Below are 18,995 nucleotides of genomic sequence, written 5' to 3' on the forward strand. Positions count from 1 at the left end.
CATGGCTGTCTCGGTGACTCCTCTAGATCTCGCGGCAATCCGTGCGGATTTCCCGATCCTCAAGCGCGTCATGCGGGGTGGAAACCAGTTGGCGTATCTGGATTCCGGCGCGACGTCGCAGCGGCCGCTGCAGGTGCTGGACGCCGAGCGTGAGTTCCTGACCACCTCCAACGGCGGGGTGCACCGCGGCGCGCACCAGCTGATGGAAGAGGCCACCGACGCCTACGAGCAAGGGCGCGCCGACATCGCGGCCTTCGTCGGCGCCGACACCGACGAGCTGGTGTTCACCAAGAACGCCACCGAGTCGCTCAACCTGATCTCGTATGTGCTGGGGGACAACCGCTTCGAGCGCGCTGTCGGTCCCGGCGACGTGATCGTCACCACCGAACTCGAGCACCACGCCAACCTCGTCCCGTGGCAGGAGCTGGCGCGGCGCACCGGCGCCACCTTGCGGTGGTACGGCGTGTCCGACGAAGGCCGCATCGACCTCGACTCGCTGCAACTCGACGAGCGTGTCAAAGTCGTTGCATTCAGCCATCATTCGAATGTGACCGGCGCACTGGCGCCGGTCGGCGAATTCGTCTCGCGTGCCCGAGAAGTGGGTGCTCTCACCATCCTGGACGCCTGCCAGTCGGTGCCGCACCGGCCGGTCGACCTGCACGCGTTAGACATCGACTTCGCCGCCTTCTCCGGACACAAAATGCTGGGCCCCAACGGTATCGGTGTGTTGTACGGTCGTCGCGAGCTGCTGGACGCGATGCCCCCATTTCTTACCGGCGGCTCCATGATCGAGACCGTGACCATGGCAGCCTCCACCTACGCGCCGGTCCCGCAGCGGTTCGAGGCGGGTACCCCGATGACCTCGCAGGTCGTCGGGTTGGCCGCCGCAGCCCGCTATCTGGGCGCCATCGGCATGGACGCTGTCGAAGCCCACGAACGCGAGCTGGTGACCGCCGCGCTGCAGGGTCTGTCCGGGATCGAGGGTGTCCGCGTCATCGGGCCGGCCGCGATGGAAAACCGCGGCTCACCGGTGTCGTTCGTCGTCGACGGCGTGCATGCACACGACGTCGGTCAGGTGCTCGACGACGACGGCGTCGCCGTGCGGGTCGGGCATCACTGCGCATTGCCGTTGCATCGCAGGTTCGGCCTGGCGGCCACCGCGCGCGCGTCGTTCGCGGTGTACAACACCCTCGATGAGGTCGATCGTTTGGTGGCGGGCGTGCGGCGGGCCGTGGATTTCTTCGGCAGGGCGTGAGCATCGTGCGCTTAGAGCAGATCTATCAGGACGTGATTCTCGATCACTACAAGCATCCGCAGCATCGCGGGCTACGGGAACCGTTCGGCGCCCAGGTGTTTCACGTCAACCCAATATGCGGCGACGAAGTCACGCTGCGGGTCGCGTTGTCTGACGACGGCGCCAGCGTCGCCGACGTCTCCTATGACGGACAGGGCTGTTCGATCAGCCAGGCGGCGACGTCGGTGCTCGCCGAGCAGGTGATCGGGCAAAGCGTGCCGGAGGCGCTGAAGACCATCAGCGCGTTCACCGAGATGGTGTCCTCGCGCGGAAGTGTGCAGGGCGACGAAGAAGTCCTGGGCGACGGAGTAGCGTTCGCAGGAGTGGCCAAATACCCGGCCCGGGTGAAGTGCGCGTTGCTCGGCTGGATGGCGTTTAAAGATGCGCTGGCCCAGGCCAGCGCGGCAAACCAGGCAGTGGGTCAGGCCAGCGCGGCCATTGAGGAGGTTCATAAGTGAGCGAAACCGCCGCACCCGACGAGGAATTGCTGGCCGACGTCGAAGAGGCCATGCGCGATGTGGTTGACCCGGAGCTCGGGATCAACGTCGTCGACCTGGGACTGGTCTACGGCATGGACCTGGAAGAGAGCGACGAAGGCACGGTCGCGCTGATCGACATGACGCTGACGTCGGCGGCCTGCCCGCTCACCGATGTCATCGAGGACCAGTCGCGCAGCGCGCTGGTCGGCAGCGGCCTGGTCAACGACTTGCGGATCAACTGGGTCTGGAACCCGCCGTGGGGACCGGACAAGATCACCGAGGACGGGCGCGAGCAGCTCCGCGCTCTCGGTTTTACCGTCTGAGATCTGGCATGTCGGCCAGACCACGCCGGCGGGTCAGCTGTCGTGGTCGCGTTTGCATTTGCCGTTAACAGCCGGTCGCAGGTTGATCGTCGTCGCCTGCAGTGGGCCGTTACCGTCCTTGGTTCCCTTGGCCGTCATGCACTTGCCCTGAGTGATCGCTTGCGCGTTGGCCGGGGCTTGCTTGGTAAACGTCGTCTTATCGTCGACCGTCACGGCCGTTTGCGTGGGGTTGCCGCTGGCGTCGGTGGTGGTCACGTTGATGGTTTTATCCGCCACGGAGGCGACGGTGCCGACGACGTCGGATTTCCGTGCCGGCGCCGTCGAGGGAGTGGACGTCGGCGTCGAGGGGCTGGACGGTGGGGTAGTAGTCGAATCCGGCGCGGACTCCTTGCCCGTCGGGCATTTGCCGTCAACGGCGGGGCTCACGCGCACGCTTTTCGCGGTGATCGGCTTGCCGCCACGGGAACCGTGGGCCGACCGTATGCTGACGCAGCTGCCCTGGGTCACGTCGGTGAGCGCGGCATCGGTGACCTCGGTGATTTTGGTCGAGTCGGTGAAGTTGACCGTCGCGTCGCCGCCCTTCTGGGTGACCTGGGCGGAGTTGCCTGACACCGACGCGATCAGTCCGCTGACTTGCGGTTCGCCGGTGGGCGACGGTCCTCGCGATGGTTTCGTCGGGCCGGCCGTCGAGGAGGTCACCGCGGTGCTTGATGCCGTCGTCGCGCTCGGTGGGTTGCTGGTCGAGCTGCACGCCGCGAGTGTCAGTGCGGTGGCACCGGTGGCCGCGAGGATCGCGACTCGGCTGAGTCCGGGGGCCCGATGGACATTCATCGCTTCTCCGATCGTGAATGGGTCTCGACGAATGGGTTTACCCGATGGAGCTGTGCGCAGTCTGTGCGTTAGAACGCCTCTTCGGGCAGGCGCATGATGTCGCAGTCGAGCGACTCGACGATGCTGCGCAGCGACGTCAGCCTGGGCAGCATGTTCGCGGCGAAGAAACCGGCGGTCGCGATCTTGCCCGTATAGAACGCCTCGTCGCTGCCCGACGGCCCCTGCTCCAGCGCGGCACGGGCGATGTCGGCCTGCACCAGCAGTCGCCAGCCGATGAGCAGGTCGCCGACGGCCAGCAAGTACCGCACCGACGCCAGGCCGACCTTGTAGATCTCGGTGGGGTGTTCGGCGGCGGACATCAGATACCCGGTCAGGGCGCCCGTCATCGCGGTGACGTCTTCGAGGGCGGTCTGCAGGTGTCCGACTACCGGCTTCAGCGACTCGTGACACGTTTCGATGGTGCGATTGATCTGGGCCGTCACATGCTGCAGGGCACTGCCGTGGTCGCGCACGATCTTGCGGAAGAAGAAATCCAATGCCTGGATGGCGGTGGTGCCTTCATAGAGCGAGTCGATCTTCGAATCGCGCAGGTATTGCTCGATCGGGTAGTCGGTCAAGTAGCCGGAGCCGCCCAGCGTCTGCAGCGACTCGGTCAGGATTTCGAAGGCACGTTCCGAACTCACGCCCTTGACGATCGGTAACAGCAGATCGTCGACGCGGTGTGCCATGTCGGGGTCCGCACCCGAAACACGTTGTGCGACTTCATTATCCTGGTGTGCCGCGGCATACATATACAGTGCCCGCAGGCCCTCGGCGTAGGCCTTCTGCGTCAGCAGGCTGCGGCGCACATCGGGGTGGTGCATGATCGTGACCCGCGGCGCGGTCTTGTCGGTCATCTGGGTCAGATCCGCACCCTGGACCCGCTCTTTGGCGTAGGCCAGCGCGTTCAGGTAGCCCGTGGACAGCGTGCCGGCGGCCTTGACGCCGATCGTCATGCGGGCGCTCTCGATCACGGTGAACATCTGCGCGATTCCGTTGTGCACATCGCCCACCAGATAGCCGACCGCGGGCACATCGGTTGCGCCGAACGTCAATTCGCACGTCGGCGAGGACTTCAGCCCCATCTTGTGTTCCAGCCCGGTAACGAAAACCCCGTTGCGCGAACCGAGTTCGAAGGTGTCTGGGTCGAACAGGTAGTTCGGCACGTAGAACAGACTCAGCCCTTTGGTACCCGGCCCGGCGCCTTCGGGCCTGGCCAGCACGAGATGGAAGATGTTCTCGGCGGTCTCGCCGACGTCTCCGCCGGAGATGAACCGTTTGACGCCCTCGATGTGCCAGGTGCCGTCGGGCTGTTGGATGGCTTTGGTACGGCCGGCACCCACGTCGGAGCCCGCATCCGGCTCGGTAAGCACCATGGTGGCCTGCCAGCCGCGCTCCAGCCCTTCTGCCGCCCAGCGCTTTTGCTCCTCGTTGCCTTCGATGTAGAGCGCTCGAGCCATCGGCGGCCCCAGCAGGAAGAAGCAGGCGGAGGGATTGGCGCAGTAGATCAATTCGTTGACCGCCCAGGTCAGCGGCGGCGGCGCGGCGATCCCGCCGATCTCGTCGGCCAGACCCAGCCGCCACCACCCGGCTTCTTTGATCGCCTCGACCGATTTGGCCAGCTCGTCCGGCACGCTGATGGTGTGGGTCGCCGGGTTGAACACGGGTGGGTTGCGGTCGGCGTAGGCGAACGATTCGGCGATCGGCCCTTCAGCCAGGCGAGCGGCCTCCGCCACAATCGTCCGGACCGTGTCGACGTCCAGGTCGCTGTACTGTCCGGCGCCGAGGACGGCGCCTACATCGAGGACCTCGAACAAGTTGAACTCAATATCGCGGATATTGGCGATGTAGTGGCCCAATGCGGTCCCCTCACTGAACTTCAATAAGGTGGCTGATCTCGCGCATAGTCTGGCTGACGTGGGAAAACGTACGCAACCGTAACCTGCGGAGATGAGTGCCGAGCAGGCGCAGAAGCGCTGATGCTCGGGAACACCGGGCCGCTTCGCCGCGTTACCCGGACGTGACTACCCAAGACCTCACTGCTGAGCAGTTCAACGACACCATCAACGGCAACGACATCGTGCTGGTGGACTTCTGGGCGTCCTGGTGCGGACCGTGTCGGGCGTTTGCGCCGACGTTCCAGGCGTCCTCGGAAAAGCATCCCGACGTGGTGCACGCCAAAGTCGACACCGAAGCCGAACAACAGCTGGCGGCGGCAGCCCAGATCCGGTCCATCCCCACGCTGATGGCCTTCAAGAAGGGCAAACTGCTGTTCAACCAGCCCGGGGCGCTGCCACCGGCGGCCCTGGAGGACCTGGTACAGCAGGTCAAGGCCTTCGACGTGGACGCGGCGGAGCCTCGAGAAGTCTGACGAAGCGCGGTACGAGGGCCGCACGCGCTACCTTTCTAGGGTGAATTTGGTCCTCGTTGAACACCCGCGTCCCGGGGTCGCACTGATAACCCTCAACCGGCCCGAGCGGATGAACTCGATGGCGTTCGACGTCATGGTGCCGCTCAAAGAGGCGCTGGAGAAAGTCAGCTACGACAATTCCGTCCGGGTGGTGGTGCTGACCGGTGCGGGCCGGGGGTTCTCGTCCGGCGCCGATCACAAGTCGGCGGGTGCTGTGCCCAACGTCGAAGGTCTGACCCGGCCGACCTATGCGCTGCGGTCCATGGAGCTCCTCGACGACGTCATCCTGGCGCTGCGGCGGCTGCACCAGCCGGTGATCGCCGCGGTCAACGGCCCAGCCATCGGCGGCGGACTGTGTCTGGCGCTGGCCGCCGACATCCGGGTGGCCTCGACCAGCGCCTATTTCCGCGCCGCGGGCATCAACAACGGGCTGACCGCCAGCGAGCTGGGGCTGAGCTACCTGTTGCCCAGGGCCATCGGATCGTCGCGTGCGTTCGAGATCATGCTGACCGGCCGGGACGTCAGCGCCGACGAAGCCGAGCGGATCGGGCTGGTGTCGTGTCAGGTGCCCGAAGGCCAGCTGCTGGACACCTGCTATGCGATCGCGGCACGGATGACGATGTTCTCCCGGCCCGGAATTGAGTTGACCAAACGCACACTCTGGAGTGGACTGGACGCCGGTAGCCTGGAAGGGCACATGCAAGCCGAAGGCTTGGGACAGCTTTTCGTCCGTCTGCTCACCGCCAACTTCGAAGAAGCGGTTGCCGCGCGCGCCGAGCGGCGGCCACCGGTGTTCACCGACGACAAATAACTCACAGGAGCTCGATCGTGATCACGGCCACGGACCTGGAGGTCCGCGCTGGTGCGCGCATCCTGCTCTCGCCGGACGGGCCGGACCTGCGGGTGCAGCCCGGCGACCGCATCGGGTTGGTCGGACGCAACGGGGCGGGCAAGACCACCACGCTGCGCATCCTGTCCGGCGAAACCGAACCGTATGCCGGGTCGGTGACCCGAATCGGCGAAATCGGTTACCTGCCACAGGATCCAAAAGAGGGTGACCTTGACGTGCTGGCCCGCGACCGGGTGCTGTCGGCTCGCGGACTGGACGTGCTGCTGACCGAGCTGGAGAAGCAGCGGGCGCTGATGGCCGAGGTCGCCGACGACGACGCGCGCGACCGCGCGATCCGCCGCTATGGCCAGCTGGAGGAACGTTTCGTCGCCCTCGGCGGCTACGGCGCCGAAAGCGAAGCCGGCCGCATCTGCGCCAGCCTGGGCCTGGCCGAACGGGTACTGACGCAGCAACTGCGCACCCTGTCCGGCGGACAGCGTCGACGGGTGGAACTGGCGCGCATCCTGTTCGCCGCATCGGAAGGAGGAGCCGGGGCCACAGGTTCACTGACGACATTGTTGCTCGACGAGCCGACCAACCACCTCGATGCGGACTCGCTTGGCTGGCTGCGGGAATTCCTGCGGACCCACACCGGCGGGCTGGTGGTGATCAGCCACAACGTCGACTTGATCGCCGACGTCGTCAATCGGGTGTGGTACCTGGACGCCGTGCGCGGCGAGGTCGACGTCTACAACATGGGCTGGCAGAAGTATCTCGACGCCCGGGCCACCGACGAGCAGCGTCGCCGCCGGGAACGCGCCAACGCCGAACGCAAAGCGGCCGCACTGCGCACCCAGGCCGCCAAGCTGGGCGCCAAGGCCACCAAAGCTGTTGCGGCGCAGAACATGTTGCGCCGCGCCGATCGGATGATGGCCGCACTCGACGAGGAGCGGGTCGCCGACAAGGTGGCCCGGATCAAGTTTCCGACGCCGGCCGCATGCGGACGCACACCACTGGTGGCCAAGGGTCTGAGCAAGACGTACGGGTCGCTCGAAGTGTTCACCGGCGTCGATCTGGCTATCGATCGCGGTTCGCGGGTGGTCGTGCTGGGCCTCAACGGCGCCGGCAAGACCACCCTGCTGCGACTGCTGGCCGGCGTCGAGAAGCCCGACACCGGGGTGTTCGAACCCGGACACGGTTTGCGGATCGGCTATTTCGCGCAGGAGCACGACACCCTGGACAACGACGCGACTGTCTGGCAGAACATCCGGCACGCCGCACCCGAATCCGGCGAACAGGATCTGCGCGGCCTGCTCGGGGCGTTCATGTTCAGCGGCCCGCAGCTCGACCAACCGGCGGGCACGCTGTCCGGCGGAGAGAAAACCCGGCTGGCGCTGGCCGGCTTGGTGGCGTCCACGGCCAACGTGTTGCTGCTCGACGAGCCGACCAACAATCTCGATCCCGCATCGCGCGAGCAGGTGCTCGACGCGTTGCGCAGCTACCGGGGCGCGGTGGTGCTGGTGACGCACGACCCGGGCGCCGCCGAGGCGCTGGACCCCCAGCGTGTCGTGCTGTTGCCCGACGGCACCGAGGACTATTGGTCCGACGAGTACCGGGATCTGATCGAGCTGGCCTGAGTTAAGCGCGGAGCCGCAAACGATTTCGGCCAAACTGCCGCGCCATCGACGACGGGTTCTTACGCTAAATGCTTCGGCTGGTGTTGAAGCGTGGAGGGGGCCCGTGAAAAACCTGACCAGGAAGTCGAAGAAGACACGCGATCAGTTGTTGCACGAGCTGCGCAACGCCTATGAAGGCGGGGCCAGCATCCGCAAGCTGGTGGCTACCACCGGCAGATCATACGGATCCGTTCACAGCATGCTGCTCGAGTCGGGGACCACGATGCGCAGCCGCGGCGGCCCCAATCACGTCTCCCGCCAGAGGTAGCGTCTCCCGCCACCATCCCGATAGGCCGCGAGCGTACCGCCACTGCGAAATCCTGTCCCTTTGTTCGCAGTGGCGTTACGCTCGGCCACCAAATCAGTGGCGCCGCACCGAGTTTTCCACCAGGTCGAGTACGGCGGCGAGCCGCTGCGGGTCTTCGCCCGACGCCAGCCGTGCCACTAACCCGTCGAGCACGAGTTCCAAATAGCACTGCAAGACATCGCCGGGGACGTCGTCGCGTACCCGGTGAGCTTCCTTTTGCCGACGCAGCCGATCGGTCGTCGCCGCCGCCAGCTCTGCGGAGCGTTCCGCCCACCCGCGGCTGAACTCGGGGTCGTTGCGCAGCTTGCGGGCGATCTCCAGCCTGGTGGCCAGCCAGTCGAACTGGTCAGGCGCGGCGAGCATGTCGCGCATCACCTGGATGAGACCCTCGCGGGTCGCGACGTCGGCCATGCGCTCGGCATCCTGGTGCGCCAGTGCGAAAAACAGCGCGTCCTTGTCCCGGAAGTGATGGAAGATCGCGCCGCGCGACATTCCGATGGCCTGCTCGAGACGCCGAACCGTCGCTTTGTCATATCCGTATTCGGCGAAGCAACGGCGGGCGCCGTCGAGGATCTGACGGCGGCGAGCCGCCAGATGGTCCTCGCTGACCTTAGGCACGGGATGGCTTTGTAGTTGGGGCGAGTCCGGTGTCAGCCGGACTTCAGCATGTTGCGCAGCACGTACTGCAGGATGCCGCCGTTGCGGTAGTAGTCGGCTTCACCGGGGGTGTCGATGCGAACCTTGGCATCGAACTCGATCGGATCGCCGGAGTCCTTGCTGGCCTTGACATGCACCGTCTTGGGTGTCTTGCCGTCGTTGAGCTCTTCGATACCGGTGATGTCGAAGACCTCGGTGCCGTCCAGTCCCAAATCCTTCGCGGACTTTCCGTCGGGGAACTGCAGCGGGATGACGCCCATACCGATCAGGTTGGAGCGGTGGATGCGCTCGAACGACTCGGCGATCACCGCCCGCACGCCCAGCAGCAGCGTGCCCTTGGCCGCCCAGTCACGAGACGAGCCGGAGCCATATTCTTTACCGCCGAGCACCACCAGCGGAATGTCTTGTTCCGCATAGTTTTGCGCGGCGTCGTAGATAAAGGCCTGTGGCGCGTCATCCTGGGTGAAGTCGCGGGTGTAGCCGCCGGATACGTCGTCGAGCAGCAGGTTGCGCAGCCGGATGTTGGCGAACGTGCCGCGAATCATCACCTCGTGGTTGCCGCGCCGCGAGCCGAAGGAGTTGTAGTCCTTGCGTTCCACGCCGTGCTCGTCGAGGTACTGCGCCGCCGGGGTGCCCGGCTTGATGGCGCCCGCGGGGGAGATGTGGTCGGTGGTCACCGAGTCACCCAGCAGCGCCAGCACCCGGGCGCCGGCGATGTCGCTGACCGGTTCCGGCTCGGCGGACATCCCCTCGAAGTACGGCGGCTTGCGCACGTACGTCGAATCCGGGTTCCACTCAAAGGTATTGCCACTCGGGGTCGGCAGGTTGCGCCAACGCTCGTCGCCCTTGAACACGTCGGCGTAGTTCTTGGTGAACATCTCTTGGTTGATCGCCGAGGCGATGGTGTCGGAGACATCCTGCTGCGACGGCCAGATGTCCTTCAAATAGACATCCTTGCCCTCTTTATCTGTGCCCAGCGGCTCCTCCTCGAAGTCGAAGTCCATCGACCCGGCCAGCGCGTAGGCGATCACCAACGGCGGCGACGCGAGGTAGTTCATCTTCACGTCCGGATTGATGCGGCCTTCGAAGTTGCGGTTGCCCGACAGTACGGCCGCGACGGAAAGGTCGTTGTCGTTCACCGCTTTTGAGATCTCGTCGGGCAGCGGCCCGGAGTTGCCGATGCAGGTGGTGCAGCCGTAGCCGACGAGGTAGAAGCCGAGCTTCTCCAGATACGGCCACAGGCCGGCCTTGTCGTAATAGTCGCTGACCACCTGGGATCCGGGCGCCATCGTGGTCTTCACCCACGGCTTGGAGGACAGTCCCTTTTCGACCGCGTTGCGGGCCAGCAACGCTGCACCCAGCATCACCTCGGGGTTGGACGTGTTGGTACACGACGTGACGGCCGCGATCACCACCGCGCCGTGGTCGAGCACGAAATCGCCCAGTTCCTCGGACTTCACCGGTATCGGGGTGCTGACCCGGCCATTCGCATGTGCGGCGGCCGAGTACACCTCGTGGCCTTCGTCGTCGCAGCTCGTGGGCTGGCCCGGGTCACTGGCCGGGAAGGTCTCGTCGACCATCTCGTCGAGCTTCGAGTACTCCTTCTTGTCGGGGTCGTCGCCGACGTAGTTGGTGATCTGCTCGCGGAACGTGGACTTGGCCTCCGACAACGCGATGCGGTCCTGCGGTCGCTTGGGTCCGGCGATCGACGGCACCACGGTGGACAGGTCGAGCTCGAGGTACTCCGAGAACTTCGGCTCGTGCTTGGGGTCGTGCCACATGCTCTGTTCTTTGGCATAGGTCTCGACCAGTGCCAGCTGCTCCTCGTTGCGTCCGGTGAACTTCAGATACGAGATGGTCTCTTCGTCGATCGGGAAAATGGCTGCGGTGGAACCGAATTCGGGGCTCATGTTGCCCAGCGTGGCGCGGTTGGCCAACGGCACCTCGGCCACACCTTCGCCGTAGAACTCGACGAACTTGCCGACCACGCCGTGCTTGCGCAACATCTCGGTGACGGTCAGCACGACGTCGGTGGCGGTGACGGCCGGCTGGATCTCGCCGGTCAGCTTGAAGCCGACGACTCGCGGGATCAGCATCGACACCGGCTGGCCGAGCATGGCCGCCTCGGCTTCGATGCCACCGACGCCCCAGCCGAGAACACCGAGGCCGTTGACCATCGTGGTGTGCGAGTCGGTGCCGACGCAGGTGTCGGGATAGGCAGTCAGCTTTCCCTCGCCGTCGGCGCGGGACATCACCACTCGTGCCAGGTATTCGATGTTGACCTGGTGCACGATGCCGGTCCCCGGCGGCACCACCTTGAAGTCGTCGAACGCGCCCTGCCCCCAGCGCAGGAACTGGTAGCGCTCGCCGTTGCGCTCGTACTCGATCTCGACGTTGCGCTCGAAGGCGTCCTCGCGGCCGAACAGGTCGGCGATCACCGAGTGGTCGATCACCAGATCGGCCGGCGCCAGCGGGTTGACCTTCTCGGCCTTGCCGCCCAGATCGCCGATGGCCTCGCGCATGGTCGCCAAGTCGACGATGCAGGGCACGCCGGTGAAGTCCTGCATCACGACACGCGCAGGCGTGTACTGGATCTCAATGCTGGGCTCGGCGTCCGGATCCCAGTTCGCGATGGCCTCGATGTGCTCTTTGGTGATGTTGCTGCCGTCCTCGTTGCGCAGCAGGTTCTCGGCCAGGACCTTGAGGCTGTAGGGGAGTTTCTTGGTATTGGGAACGGCGTCGAGACGATAGATCTGGTAACTCTTGTCGCCGACCTCCAGGGTGTCGCGGGCTTCGAACGAGTTCACCGAATCTTTGCTGCTCACATCAACTCCCGAGAATTAAGTTCTTCCGCCGACGGGGCTGTGTCGGCGGTGCTCCTTACAGCGTGTAACAAACGATGCCACTTTAACAGTACGCTTGTCCTGCAATACGCGGCACTCATAGTTCAGTCTTGTCGGGCGAGGCGCGTGTTGGAAGCCCCTTGGGTGAGGTCGCGTAACGTGCCCTTAGCACTCGTGTGGTGGTGAGGCAGGAAGGACGTCATGACCGGGGACATGCTGCCGCTCTATATCCCGCAGGACGTGGACATGACCGTCATCAAGGCCCAGGTGAAGGCGGACGGCATCAGCGCGCCCCCGGTTGCTGTGCCGGGGCTGCTCGAGGTGGTCGGCAAGGCCCACGCCGAGGGCATCGACCTCAAGATCGTGCTGCTCGACCACAACCCGCCCAATGACACACCCCTGCGAGACATCGCCACGGTGGTCGGCGCCGACTACCCGGACGCCACGGTCCTGACACTCAGCCCGAACTACGTCGGCAGCTACAGCACGCATTACCCGCGCGTCACGCTCGAGGCAGGCGAAGACCACTCCAAAACCGGCAACCCGGTGCAGTCCGCAAACAACTTTCTGAACGAACTGAGCACTCCGGAGTTTCCCTGGACCGGGTTGACAATTTTCCTGTTGATTGCGGTGCTCGCGGCGGCCGTCGGCACCCGGTACATGCAGCTGCGAAGCAGGCGATCAGCAACTTCGGCAGATGTCGCCGAGACTGAGGTGGTAGTGCCCGCCAAGGGCGTCTAAGCACTCGCTTTCACCTTTTCCGGGCTACGACGAGGCTTGGTTTGCGAGTCCGTAATTTCGTGCGGCAAACCCCGCAGGTCACCATTCGGTCACATTAAACGCACTTCCAGAACGCAGTTTGTGACTCACGTTTCCCCGCCATCAGATGTGACGTACGGTGCAAATGATGCTCCTGTTGTCTTTGGCGCTTTGTGTGAAAATTGTGACCTGCGCCTCCCGTGTGCGTTAAGCCGTAGGAGACCTGCGAATGAGACGGACCCGTCGTGGCGCTGCTTCGCGACCAGCCGCAAGGTTGGTGCGGCCGGCCATTCCGTCGCTCCTGAGTGTCGCCCTGCTGGCCTGCACACCGGGGCTGTCGGCCGCCGACCCCGGCGCCGACACCATGGGCGCGCTGATCGCCGAGGTCGCCAAGGCCAACCAACGGCTGGAAGATTTGAGCGCCGAAGTCCAGACCGAACAACAAAGCGTCAACAAGGCCCTGGTCGACGTGGAAACCGCGCGCGACAACGCCGGCGCCGCCACGCATGAGCTCGAGGTCAGCCAGCAATCGGTCAAGGACGCCAACACGGCCATCGCGGCTGCCCAACGCCGGTTCAACACCTTCGCGGCCGCCACCTATATGGGTGGCCCGTCGGGCAGCTACCTGACCGCCAGAAGTCCCGAAGACATCATCGCCGCCGCGACCACCACTCAGACATTGACGGCCAGCTCCCAGACGATGATGGCCAACCTGCTGCGTGCGAGGACAGAACAGGTGAACAAAGAGTCCGCGGCGCGACAAGCCAAGGAGAAGGCCGACAAGGCGGCCGCCGACGCCAAATCCAGCCAGGACGCCGCGGTGAAAGCGCTCACCGACAGCCGGCAAAAGTTCGACCAGCAACGCGAGCAGGTCGCTCGTCTGGCCGCCGAACGTGACGCGGCACAGGCCAAACTCGACGCCGCGCGCTGGTCCGCCGGAGGCGGGCAGGGCACCGTTCCGGTGTCGGGCGACCGCTGGGATCCCGGAGCGCCTGGCGGCCCCCCGCCGCCGGGTGGACGCAAGTGGGACGGCTGGGACCCCACCTTGCCGGCGATTCCCAGCGCCAACATCCCCGGCGACCCGATCGCGGTGGTGAACCAGGTGTTGGGTTACTCGGCAACCTCCGCACAGGTCACCGGGCAGATGGGGCGGAACTTCCTGCAGCAGTTGGGCATCCTCAAACCCACCGACACCGGCATCACCAACGCCCCCACGGGGTCGGCGCAGGGACGGATTCCGCGGGTTTACGGGCGGCAGGCCTCGGAGTACGTGATCCGGCGCGGGATGTCGCAGATAGGGGTGCCCTATTCCTGGGGTGGCGGCAACGCCGCCGGCCCCAGCAAGGGAATCGACTCCGGCGCCGGCATCACCGGCTTCGACTGCTCGGGGCTGGTCCTGTACTCGTTTGCCGGGGTGGGCATCAGGCTGCCGCATTACTCGGGTTCGCAGTACAACATGGGCCGCAAGATCCCGTCCTCACAGATGCGCCGTGGTGACGTCATCTTCTACGGCCCGGGCGGCAGCCAGCACGTGACGATCTACCTCGGCGAGGGCCAGATGCTCGAGGCTCCCGACATCGGCTTGAAGGTGCGCGTCGCGCCGGTGCGCACCAGCGGCATGACGCCGTTCGTAATCCGCTATATCGAGTACTAACGAGGAGCCATGCGCCGCAGACCTTTTCGCCTTTTCAACCTGGCCTGGATCACCGCCGTGGTGACCGGGCTGCTGTTGTCTGTCGCCCCTGGCGCCACCGCCGACCCTGGCCAGTGGGACCCCACCCTGCCGGCGACGATCAGTGCCGGGGCGCCGGGAGATCCGCTGTCCGTCGCCAACGCCTCGCTGCAGGCCACCGCTCAGGCCACCCAGACCACACTCGACTTGGGTAAGCAATTCCTCGGCGGGCTCGGCATCAACCTGGGCGGCACCCCGGCCGGTGACAACACCAGCCCCAGCCGCATCCCCCGGGCCAACGGCCGGCAGGCCATCGAGTACGTGATCCGGCGGGCCGGATCACAGATGGGCGTCCCGTACTCGTGGGGCGGCGGCAGTCCGGAAGGCCCGAGCAAGGGTGTCGGCGACGGCGCCAACATCACCGGCTTCGACTGCTCGGGGCTGATGCGCTACGCCTTCGCCGGAGTCGGCGTGCTGATCCCGCGGTTCTCCGGTGACCAGTACAACGCCGGCCGTCACATCCCCCAGAATGAGGCCCGGCGCGGTGACCTGATCTTTTACGGCCCGAACGGCAGTCAGCACGTCACCATGTACCTGGGCAACGGCCAGATGCTGGAGGCATCCAGCCTGGCCGGCAAAGTCACCGTCAGCCCGGTACGTAAGCCCGGCATGACGCCGTTTCTGACCCGGATCATCGAGTACTGACCCGGGTCGAATCGCGCCTCAGCGAACGGTGGCGTCGACGGAATCCAAGAGGCCTGGAATAGTTGAACGCGGGCACGCCGCTGCCCCGCGACATTCGGTCGTGTCAGCAGTCGTGTCTGAATGAGCTGTGGAGGGTGTTGATGACATCAGCAGGTGGGTTGCCCCCGGGCGCCGGCGGTTACCCGGGCGCGGGCGCCCATGAGGCGCCGTCCGGCAGCGGTGACGCCTTGGCCGCCGAGGTACACACGCTGGAGCGGGCAATCTTCGAGGTCAAGCGAATCATCGTCGGCCAGGACCAGCTCGTGGAGCGGATGCTGGTCGGGCTGCTGTCCAAAGGCCACGTGTTGCTCGAGGGTGTTCCCGGTGTGGCCAAGACGCTGGCGGTGGAGACCTTCGCCCGCGTGGTCGGTGGGACGTTCTCGCGCATCCAGTTCACGCCCGACCTGGTGCCGACCGACATCATCGGTACCCGCATCTACCGGCAGGGCAAGGAAGAGTTCGACACCGAGCTCGGGCCGGTGGTGGCCAACTTCCTGCTCGCCGACGAGATCAACCGGGCCCCGGCCAAGGTGCAGTCGGCGTTGCTGGAGGTCATGCAGGAACGCAAGGTGTCCATCGGCGGTAAGACCTTCCCGTTGCCGAACCCGTTTCTGGTGATGGCGACGCAGAACCCGATCGAGCACGAGGGCGTGTACGCGCTGCCGGAGGCGCAGCGCGACCGCTTCCTGTTCAAGATCAACGTCGGCTACCCGTCGCCCGAAGAAGAGCGGGAGATCATCTACCGGATGGGTGTGCGGCCGCCGGAGCCCAAGCAGATCCTGAGCACGGGTGATCTGGTGCGGCTGCAGGACATCGCGGCCAACAACTTCGTCCACCACGCGCTGGTCGACTATGTGGTGCGGGTCGTCTTCGCCACCCGCACCCCCGAGCAGCTGGGCCTGAACGACGTGAAGAGCTGGATCGCCTTCGGTGCGTCGCCGCGTGCGTCGCTGGGCATCATTGCGGCCGCGCGGTCGCTGGCGCTGGTGCGAGGCCGCGACTACGTCATCCCGCAGGACGTCGTCGACGTCATTCCCGACGTGCTGCGCCACCGGTTGGTGCTCACCTATGACGCGCTCGCCGACGAAATCTCGCCGGAGATCGTTATCAGCCGTGTCATGCAGACGGTTGCCATGCCGCAGATCAACGCCGTTCCGCAACAAGGACATTCGGTGAGTCCGGTGATGCAGACCGCGACCGCCGCTACCGTTGCCGGTCGGTGACCGACACGCACCCCGCCGCAAAAGCCGGGGCTCCCGTGCACCCGCCGTCGATGCAGCGTGGCGACCTCGATGACCCGAAGCTCGCGGCGGCGCTGCGCACTCTTGAACTGACGGTGACCCGCAAGCTCGACGGTGTTCTGCACGGCGATCACCTGGGGCTGATCCCGGGCCCGGGCTCCGAGCCGGGGGAGTCACGGCTCTACCAACCCGGCGACGACGTGCGCCGGATGGACTGGTCGGTGACCGCGCGCACCACTCACCCGCATGTTCGGCAAATGATCGCCGACCGCGAACTGGAGACGTGGCTGGTCGTCGACCTGTCGGCCAGCCTGGACTTCGGCACCGCCTTCTGCGAGAAGCGCGATCTCGCCGTGGCGGCGGCGGCCGCCATCAACTTCCTCAACAGCGGTGGCGGCAACCGGTTCGGCGCCCTGATCGACAACGGCGCGACCATGACGCGAGTGCCGGCCCGCAGCGGGCGTCAGCATCAGCACACACTGCTGCGCACCATCGCGACCATGCCCAAGGCGCCGCCGGGGGTGCGCGGTGATCTGGGCAGGTCCATCGACGCGTTGCGACGGCCCCAGCGCCGCCGCGGAATGGCCGTCATCATCAGCGATTTCCTGGGCCCGATCAACTGGACCCGTCCGCTGCGCGGGATAGCCGGACGGCACGAGGTGCTCGGCATCGAGGTGCTCGATCCTCGCGACGTCGAGCTTCCCGATGTCGGTGAGGTCGTCCTGCAGGACGCCGAAAGCGGAGTCACCCGCGAGTACACCATCGATGCGCAATTGCGTGACGACTTCGCCCGGGCCGCGGCGGCCCACCGCGCCGAGGTCGCGCGCACGCTGCGCAGCTGCGGTGCGCCGCTGCTGTCGCTGCGCACCGACCGGGACTGGATCGCCGACATCGTCCGTTTCGTTGAGTCCCGCAGGCGTGGGTCGTTGGCGGGGCGCCAGTGACGCTGCCGCTGCTCGGACCGATGACGCTGTCCGGCTTCGCACACTCGTGGTATTTCCTCTTCCTGTTCGTGGTCGTGGGCATCGCCGTGCTGTATGTCGTGATGCAGCTGGCCCGCCAGCGGCGGATGCTGCGGTTCGCCAACACCGAGCTGCTGGACAGCGTCGCTCCCAAGCGGCCCAGTCAGTGGCGGCACCTGTCGGCGATTTTGCTGGTGTTGTCGTTGCTGCTGCTCACCATCGCGATGGCGGGGCCGACGACCGATGTCCAGATTCCGCGCAACCGTGCAGTGGTGATGCTGGTGATCGACGTGTCGCAGTCGATGCGCGCCAACGACGTCGCACCAAACCGGATGGTCGCCGCGCAGGAGGCCGCCAAGCAATTCGCCGACGAGCTGACCCCGGGCATCAACCTCGGGCTGATCGCGTACGCGGGCACCGCCACCGTGCTGGTGCAGCCGACGACCAACCGGACGGCGACCAAGGTCGGCCTCGACAAGTTGCAGTTCGCCGACCGCACCGCCACCGGGGAGGCCATCTTCACCGCCCTGCAGGCCATCGCCACGGTCGGTGCGGTAATCGGCGGCGGTGACACGCCACCCCCGGCGCGCATCGTGTTGTTCTCCGATGGCAAGGAAACGATGCCGACCAACCCGGATAACCCCAAGGGGGCCTACACCGCTGCGCGTACCGCCAAGGACCAGGGCGTGCCGATCTCGACGATCTCGTTCGGCACCCCGTACGGGTTCGTCGAAATCAACGACCAGCGCCAGCCGGTGCCCGTCGACGACGAGACGATGAAGAAGGTGGCCTCGCTCTCCGGCGGTAATGCGTACAGCGCCGCGACTCTGCAGGAGTTGAAGCAGGTGTACGCGACGCTGCAGGAGCAGATCGGCCACGAGACGATCAAGGGCGACGCCAGTGTCGGCTGGCTGCGGCTGGGTTCGCTGGTGCTGGCGCTGGCCGCGGTGGCGGCGCTGTTGATCAACCGGCGCCTGCCCAACTGAGCCAGTTCCGCGTTCGGCGTTCCGGCGGACCCTCCTGCCCGCGAGCGTAACCGGGCGGCGATTTTTGCCTCGAGATTTCGCAGTGGGGTTACGCTCGCGAATCCCGTGCCTACCGCACTCTGCGAATGATGTCCAGGGGGTGATCTTCGGCGACCACCCGAACCACGATCCAGCCGTAGCGCCGCTCCACTTTCTCCAGCCGTCGAATGTCCTTCACGTAGTGGTAGCGACTGGTTTGATGCTGGTCGCCTTCGTACTCCACTGCGACCTTGATGTCCTCCCAGCCCATATCCAAAACCGCATCGGTCCAATCCCATTCGTTGCGAATCACGATTTGCGTCTGGGGTCGCGGGAAGCCTGCCCGGATCAACAGCAGGCGCAGCCAAGTCTCTTTGGGTGACTGAGCGCGCCGTCTACCAGCTCGAGGGCGGCTCGCGCGGCCTTCATACCCCGGCGCCCCCGATAGCGGTCGACCAACAGCTCCACGTCGGCCATTTTCAACTCAGTCGCCTGCGCGAGGGCGTCGACCGCAGCGACGGCGGCGTCCAGCGGGCATCGTCGGGCCAGGTCAAGCGCTGTCCGAGCCGGCGTAGTCAAACGGACACCATCAACGACCGCGATCTCGTCGGGCTCGATCCGCTCCTCCCAGACCACCACGCCAGCAGCATGGCGGCGGTTGGTGTCAATGATCGCCGCCGGCTCATCCGAGTCAATCCATCGCGCGCCGTGCAGAGCAGACGCCGAGAAACCGGCGAGGCCGCCGCGACGACGAGACCGCAGCCAGCACGCCTTGGCGCAGCGCCGCCGTCAACTCGGTGTTCCGCGGCACGTACACGTCTTTGTGCAGCACGACATACCGACTGCGCAACTCATAGCGGGTAAAGATGCCCGCGGCCAGGGCTTCGCTGCCCAAGAATGGGTCGTTCATGGACCGAAGTGTGCC

18 protein-coding genes and 1 pseudogene are annotated in these 18,995 nt (G+C 65.7%); 14 read left to right on the forward strand and 5 right to left on the reverse strand.

Translation table 11 applies throughout. The annotated features are described in order from the left end of the window. Position 1: 1 nt before the first annotated feature. Genes AC5Y21_RS08560 through AC5Y21_RS08570 form a run of 3 tightly spaced genes read left to right on the forward strand, consistent with a single transcriptional unit; the run spans position 2 to position 2,096 of the window. Positions 2–1,255: a cysteine desulfurase gene (locus tag AC5Y21_RS08560; protein WP_499911281.1), complete on the forward strand. Its 1,254-nt coding sequence runs from the start codon at positions 2–4 to the stop codon at positions 1,253–1,255. 5 nt (positions 1,256–1,260) lie between these two features. Further along, positions 1,261–1,752: a Fe-S cluster assembly sulfur transfer protein SufU gene (gene sufU, locus AC5Y21_RS08565; RefSeq protein ID WP_499911283.1), complete on the forward strand. Its 492-nt coding sequence runs from the start codon at positions 1,261–1,263 to the stop codon at positions 1,750–1,752. After that, a complete protein-coding gene (locus AC5Y21_RS08570; RefSeq protein WP_499911285.1) occupies positions 1,749–2,096 on the forward strand; it encodes a metal-sulfur cluster assembly factor in 348 nt (115 codons plus the stop codon). The genes sufU and AC5Y21_RS08570 overlap by 4 nt, the downstream gene beginning before the upstream one ends. 33 nt (positions 2,097–2,129) lie before the next feature. On the opposite strand, the gene AC5Y21_RS08575 is transcribed toward AC5Y21_RS08570, so the two are convergent. Continuing rightward, positions 2,130–2,351: a hypothetical protein gene (locus tag AC5Y21_RS08575; protein ID WP_499911286.1), complete on the reverse strand. Its 222-nt coding sequence runs from the start codon at positions 2,349–2,351 to the stop codon at positions 2,130–2,132. Positions 2,352–2,355: 4 nt separating this feature from the next. Between AC5Y21_RS08575 and AC5Y21_RS08580 the strand changes: the two genes are divergently transcribed. After that, positions 2,356–3,024, forward strand: coding sequence for a hypothetical protein (locus AC5Y21_RS08580; RefSeq protein ID WP_499911287.1), 669 nt, complete (start codon positions 2,356–2,358; stop codon positions 3,022–3,024). On the opposite strand, the gene AC5Y21_RS08585 is transcribed toward AC5Y21_RS08580, so the two are convergent. Then, the gene (locus tag AC5Y21_RS08585; protein WP_499911370.1) at positions 2,996–4,825 is read right to left on the reverse strand and encodes an acyl-CoA dehydrogenase; all 1,830 of its coding nucleotides are present in this window, start codon (positions 4,823–4,825) and stop codon (positions 2,996–2,998) included. The genes AC5Y21_RS08580 and AC5Y21_RS08585 overlap by 29 nt on opposite strands. A 161-nt stretch (positions 4,826–4,986) precedes the next feature. Between AC5Y21_RS08585 and trxA the strand changes: the two genes are divergently transcribed. The 4 genes from trxA (at position 4,987) to AC5Y21_RS08605 (ending at position 8,149) form a co-directional block, all read left to right on the forward strand. Continuing rightward, the gene (gene trxA, locus AC5Y21_RS08590) at positions 4,987–5,337 is read left to right on the forward strand and encodes a thioredoxin (protein WP_499911290.1); all 351 of its coding nucleotides are present in this window, start codon (positions 4,987–4,989) and stop codon (positions 5,335–5,337) included. 40 nt (positions 5,338–5,377) lie between these two features. Continuing rightward, positions 5,378–6,187, forward strand: coding sequence for an enoyl-CoA hydratase (locus AC5Y21_RS08595; protein ID WP_499911291.1), 810 nt, complete (start codon positions 5,378–5,380; stop codon positions 6,185–6,187). A gap of 17 nt (positions 6,188–6,204) precedes the next feature. Continuing rightward, entirely contained in the window at positions 6,205–7,842 is a 1,638-nt protein-coding gene (locus AC5Y21_RS08600) for an ABC-F family ATP-binding cassette domain-containing protein (RefSeq protein WP_499911293.1), read from the forward strand. 112 nt (positions 7,843–7,954) lie between these two features. Beyond that, complete coding sequence (locus AC5Y21_RS08605; protein WP_499911371.1) at positions 7,955–8,149, forward strand: helix-turn-helix domain-containing protein; 195 nt, start codon at positions 7,955–7,957, stop codon at positions 8,147–8,149. Between the two features lie 93 nt (positions 8,150–8,242). On the opposite strand, the gene AC5Y21_RS08610 is transcribed toward AC5Y21_RS08605, so the two are convergent. Continuing rightward, entirely contained in the window at positions 8,243–8,806 is a 564-nt protein-coding gene (locus AC5Y21_RS08610; protein ID WP_499911295.1) for a TetR/AcrR family transcriptional regulator, read from the reverse strand. A gap of 32 nt (positions 8,807–8,838) precedes the next feature. Then, entirely contained in the window at positions 8,839–11,670 is a 2,832-nt protein-coding gene (locus tag AC5Y21_RS08615; protein WP_499911297.1) for an aconitate hydratase, read from the reverse strand. Between the two features lie 219 nt (positions 11,671–11,889). On the opposite strand from AC5Y21_RS08615, the gene AC5Y21_RS08620 reads away from it, so the two are divergent. The 6 genes from AC5Y21_RS08620 to AC5Y21_RS08645 all read left to right on the forward strand — a co-directional run bounded on the left by AC5Y21_RS08620 (position 11,890) and on the right by AC5Y21_RS08645 (position 18,052). Continuing rightward, a complete protein-coding gene (locus AC5Y21_RS08620) occupies positions 11,890–12,429 on the forward strand; it encodes an Rv1476 family membrane protein (RefSeq protein ID WP_499911299.1) in 540 nt (179 codons plus the stop codon). Between the two features lie 247 nt (positions 12,430–12,676). Then, positions 12,677–14,101, forward strand: coding sequence for an NlpC/P60 family peptidoglycan endopeptidase RipA (ripA, locus tag AC5Y21_RS08625; protein ID WP_499911300.1), 1,425 nt, complete (start codon positions 12,677–12,679; stop codon positions 14,099–14,101). A gap of 9 nt (positions 14,102–14,110) precedes the next feature. Beyond that, a complete protein-coding gene (ripB, locus tag AC5Y21_RS08630) occupies positions 14,111–14,824 on the forward strand; it encodes an NlpC/P60 family peptidoglycan endopeptidase RipB (protein WP_499911302.1) in 714 nt (237 codons plus the stop codon). A 140-nt stretch (positions 14,825–14,964) separates the two neighbouring features. Further along, the gene (moxR1, locus tag AC5Y21_RS08635; RefSeq protein ID WP_499911303.1) at positions 14,965–16,086 is read left to right on the forward strand and encodes a chaperone MoxR1; all 1,122 of its coding nucleotides are present in this window, start codon (positions 14,965–14,967) and stop codon (positions 16,084–16,086) included. A 50-nt stretch (positions 16,087–16,136) separates the two neighbouring features. After that, positions 16,137–17,048, forward strand: a complete 912-nt coding sequence (locus AC5Y21_RS08640) for a DUF58 domain-containing protein (RefSeq protein ID WP_499911373.1) — start codon at positions 16,137–16,139, stop codon at positions 17,046–17,048. Then, complete coding sequence (locus tag AC5Y21_RS08645; RefSeq protein WP_499911305.1) at positions 17,045–18,052, forward strand: VWA domain-containing protein; 1,008 nt, start codon at positions 17,045–17,047, stop codon at positions 18,050–18,052. Before AC5Y21_RS08640 ends, AC5Y21_RS08645 begins: the two co-directional genes overlap by 4 nt. 109 nt (positions 18,053–18,161) lie before the next feature. Here AC5Y21_RS08645 and AC5Y21_RS08650 read toward each other — a convergent pair. Further along, positions 18,162–18,980, reverse strand: a pseudogene (locus AC5Y21_RS08650) (type IV toxin-antitoxin system AbiEi family antitoxin). Positions 18,981–18,995: the final 15 nt, after the last annotated feature.

It is taken from the genome of Mycobacterium sp. NGS41, assembly GCF_059812725.1.